Origin of the sequence: Poseidonibacter antarcticus, from assembly GCF_003667345.1 — a bacterium.
Classification (GTDB): Bacteria; Campylobacterota; Campylobacteria; order Campylobacterales; family Arcobacteraceae; genus Poseidonibacter; species Poseidonibacter antarcticus.
Genome location: NZ_RCWF01000030.1, coordinates 1 through 3,865 on the forward strand (window position 1 = coordinate 1; position 3,865 = coordinate 3,865).

General features: G+C 26.5%; 4 protein-coding genes, 1 rRNA gene and 1 pseudogene. 1 reads left to right on the top strand and 5 read right to left on the bottom strand.

Annotated features, from left to right (window positions below; translation table 11 throughout):
• Positions 1–659: 659 nt before the first annotated feature.
• The 3 genes and pseudogenes from D9T19_RS14255 to D9T19_RS14265 all read right to left on the bottom strand — a co-directional run.
• Positions 660–1,298, bottom strand: a pseudogene (locus D9T19_RS14255) (HipA domain-containing protein); the annotation flags it as partial.
• Positions 1,299–1,313: 15 nt separating this feature from the next.
• Positions 1,314–1,820, bottom strand: a complete 507-nt coding sequence (locus tag D9T19_RS14260; protein WP_121628916.1) for a HipA N-terminal domain-containing protein — start codon at positions 1,818–1,820, stop codon at positions 1,314–1,316.
• Positions 1,807–2,052, bottom strand: coding sequence for a helix-turn-helix domain-containing protein (locus tag D9T19_RS14265; RefSeq protein WP_121628917.1), 246 nt, complete (start codon positions 2,050–2,052; stop codon positions 1,807–1,809). The genes D9T19_RS14260 and D9T19_RS14265 overlap by 14 nt, the downstream gene beginning before the upstream one ends.
• 458 nt (positions 2,053–2,510) lie before the next feature.
• Here D9T19_RS14265 and D9T19_RS14270 point away from each other — a divergent pair, with 458 nt between their 5' ends.
• Positions 2,511–3,008 (top strand): hypothetical protein, encoded by a 498-nt coding sequence (locus tag D9T19_RS14270; protein WP_121628918.1) that lies wholly within the window; start codon positions 2,511–2,513, stop codon positions 3,006–3,008.
• Between the two features lie 52 nt (positions 3,009–3,060).
• Here D9T19_RS14270 and D9T19_RS14835 read toward each other — a convergent pair whose 3' ends face one another.
• Positions 3,061–3,456, bottom strand: coding sequence for a WYL domain-containing protein (locus tag D9T19_RS14835; RefSeq protein WP_121628919.1), 396 nt, complete (start codon positions 3,454–3,456; stop codon positions 3,061–3,063).
• A gap of 272 nt (positions 3,457–3,728) precedes the next feature.
• A 5S ribosomal RNA gene (gene rrf / locus D9T19_RS14280) occupies positions 3,729–3,845 on the bottom strand.
• Positions 3,846–3,865 lie beyond the last annotated feature (20 nt).

Consider the following 3,865-nt stretch of genomic DNA (forward strand, 5'->3'; position numbering starts at 1 on the left):
ATGTATAAAAAAATTAGGAATATGCTTGATGAACATGATGATGGAGAAGATTAAACAAGAGCAAAGAATGTAGTAATCAGTCTTTGATCATTATTAGATAAAGAGATAACACAGTTAATGAAAGTGTTTTATTTTAATATAAAATCTACAAATAATTATCAAGGTCGTGGTGTTTATTACGAGATTTTAATATAATCAATAAAGTGTATAAAAGTACAATTACAAAGCTGTATTAAAGTTTTAGATAGTAGAACACTTATACGTTTAGAAAAAGGTTCAGAAGGTGTAAGGTTGTCAACTGCATTACATATTACAAAAATGTTTGGTTTAAAATTAATATTGGAATAAGAAATGACTAAATTGAGAATATATTGTGATAAATATGAAGTTTGGAGTGATAACTAAAATTCAGACACATTTATTCCAATCTCTATGATACTGTTCGAATAGGAATGATTTTTACAAGTAGAATATATATATAATTTAGTATTGGAAACCTATATTTCCAAACTAAAATATATAAACGATTAACCCTGCTCTTTTCATATAATCTAGTTTTTTGATAATAACTTTAAACTGATGCATTTGAGTTTATTTTATCTTGGAATCTTTTAATGAAGTGTATGAATTTTAGTTACTTCTCCACCTCTCCAGTAATATTATATAGATAATAAGCTATTCCTCCATGTTTCTTTAAGTAATGATAAAAAATCTTTTACTTCTTTATCATCTGTGTTGTATTGATCAATCTCTTGTTTTGTGATAGATATAGAATCTTCACACTCTTTGAGTATATTTTCATACTCTTTGTTAGATAATCCACAACTTTGTTTTGCAAAAGTCTTATAAGTTTTTTCTTTCCACCATAGTTTCCCATCTGATAATCTTAAAGCTGGTATATCATTTTTTACATATATTATTGTTGTTACTACATCATATATAGGAGCCAAATAGGCATCATCAAAATCATTTTCATAAAGTATCCCATAATTCTTTAGATGTCCATCTCCATTTTGTAATAAATGATTCATAACCAATGTTTTAAAAAATATTCTCAAACTATCTTTGCGTCTTTGTGGAGGTATAATATCTTTTATAACTCTTGTACACTCTTCATAACTTCCATCATATTTTTGAGTTGTTCCTCGTGCAGTTAGCACACACATATCTTCAAATCCTAAGTAGTTTTCATCCTCTTTTACATCAAATCTTTTCATCACAAACATGCTTAAATCATCACTAAGAAAAAAATCTGGTATTTCTAGTCCTGTATTTTTAACAGCTCTCATACAAAAGTACTCATTAAGTGCTAGTTATGAGTATTGTGGTTCCCAAGATTTCACTATATAGTGTTCAAACTTCATAGTTTTCTTATCTTGAGCTTTTAATAATAGTTTTGGTTGTACTCCAGACACTCCAGAACGAATAGCAAACTTATCCATTAGTTCACTAAAAAGATTTTGTTTAGATGAATGTAGGATACTTGATAGTTCAAGAGTACTATCACTACTATTTATATCTTCAAACTCCACACGACCAAGCATATATGGACCTATAAGAGCCAATAGGTTCATATCATCCATAGTTTGGATTTTTGAGAAATGATTTACAATAGCCTCTTTCAAAGCACCTTCTGGTAGATTCATCTGAAATATTGGATGAAGTTTTTTGCTATTCCAGCTAGCACTTCTTATAGGCATAGTTAAACTTACTACATCTTTTGCATCGCTTGTATAGTTGAAAATATATTGTTCTTCTTCATAAGCTAAGTTTCCATTATGAGTTTTGTTTAAATATACTTTTAATTTATCTTTGTTCATCTTGTAACTCTTCTAGTGTCTTTGGTCGATTTTTTGGTCTGATACTAAATTCATATCCAAGTAAATCTAAAATAGTCTCAACCTTTTTTATCCCTACTTCATCAACAAAACCATTTTCTATTTTGGAGATTGTTCTTTTTGTGATACCACTAAAATTTTCCATATCATCTTGTGAGTATTTTTTCTCTTTGCGTAAAGTTGTTATTTCTAACCCTAATTGTTCAAGATTCATTTTGATCCTATTTATGAAATATACTTCTCTTTTTTCCTACAAAAAGTACCCTTGGAGTGTATCATAACTTGACAATATTTCTATATCTACTTTATAAAAACTGTTTGAGTCAAAAGCTTAGTGAACTGAGCTTGGGCTTACATTTCTATGATTATTTACTTTTACAACACTTTCACCATCATTTAAAATTAATTGTACTGTAGAATTTTTGAACTCCTTACTATATTTAATTTATCCATTTATAATATCAAAGTAAAAGCAATAAATTAAAGTAAAAAAATGAAGCAGGATTATTAAATAGTATTACAAAGTGATGCACTTTTAAATGATTCATTAGTTCACACCTTCTTTGTATATAATTTTCTTATAGGACATAAAGTTGTCTATTTAATTTATTATAATTACATTAAAAGGCTATAAAAAATGTATCGATAGCCAAAAATAAAAAGGATAATTAAATGCTAATTAAAACAATAAAAGAAAAACTAAACTCTACAGACATTGGAAATTTATATAAAAAAGTTGGGTATAACTCTTCTAAAAAGTTTATAAAAACACTAAATAAACTAAAATCAACAAATAGCACTTATGCTTGGATTTATTCAGCTAATTATGATTTAGTATATAACTCAAAAGACTTTTTAACTAAATTATTTGATGTTTTAGATATTAATGAAAGCTTGGTAGATGATGAAATTAATAAGGTAAGAGAATATTATGAAGAAAAAGAGAAATTTAGAAATTCTTATATTTTTGTAAATACATATTTTAGAAGAAAAAATGAACCTATATTTCCTCTTGCTTTTTGTGAAAAGTATAGAAATATATCTTTGTATAGAAGAGAAGATTTACTTTTTAAATCAAATGGAAAACTACGTAAAAATGTAGAGAAAGTTTCTGAGTCAAAAGCAACTATTTTTATTAAGAATAAAGAATTAATATCAAAGATTCTTTAACCATATAAGTAGACTTATCATAGTCTACTTTATAAAATTTAATTAAAATAATTTATAGACTTATCTCTTTAGCATAAGAAGTAACTTTTTCTTTAATATTGTCAGCTAACCATTGAGGTTCTAATACTTTTATATGTGGGATATACCAAAAAATAATAGGTATTATTTCCATCTCATTTGTAATTTTTATTTCTATTTGTATTGAACCATCTGAATCAATACCTGTGATAGTTTGTCCTTTTAAAAGTTTTCTCTCAAAATATTTTTTAACTGTTTTATCTATTAAAAGTTTTACTGGAAATTCTTCATCAAGATTAAACCAAACAGAATTTGCATATTTTAGTCTTTCTTCTATTATTTCAGGTATTGAGAAAGTTGTATCTTCTAGTTGAACATTTTTTATTGTCTTTAAATGATATTTTTTTAATATATCTTTTTTCTTTTTTATATCAAGTGCAAATAAATACCAATGTTATTAAATTAATTCTAAAATCTATATTCCAATTTAATAAATCCTAATGAACTGATATACAAACACATTATTAAAAAAATTCAACAACTAAAATAAAGAGAACGTAAGAAAGATAAAAGTAAAAAAGAAGCTTTAGTAAAATACTAAAGAATAATTAGAAATAAGCATAAACCGCGCGCAAAAAAAAAGCTTAGCTTTTCGCACTAAAAAAGTGTAAAAAGCTAAGCTAATTTGAATAAATACTCAAGAGCTGGCAGTGACCTACGTTTCCGACAAGGGGACCCTGCAGTATTATCAGCGATGAAGAGCTTGACTTCCAGGTTCGAAATGGGACTGGGTATTTCCTCTTCTCTATAACCACCAGCAAAACTGAGTAATCAATATA

Bases quoted from the DNA above. Each gene is read 5' to 3' on its own strand.
- D9T19_RS14260 (WP_121628916.1), bottom strand. From the start codon at position 1,820: ATGAACAAAGATAAATTAAAAGTATATTTAAACAAAACTCATAATGGA.
- D9T19_RS14270 (WP_121628918.1), top strand. From the start codon at position 2,511: ATGCTAATTAAAACAATAAAAGAAAAACTAAACTCTACAGACATTGGA.
- D9T19_RS14265 (WP_121628917.1), bottom strand. From the start codon at position 2,052: ATGAATCTTGAACAATTAGGGTTAGAAATAACAACTTTACGCAAAGAG.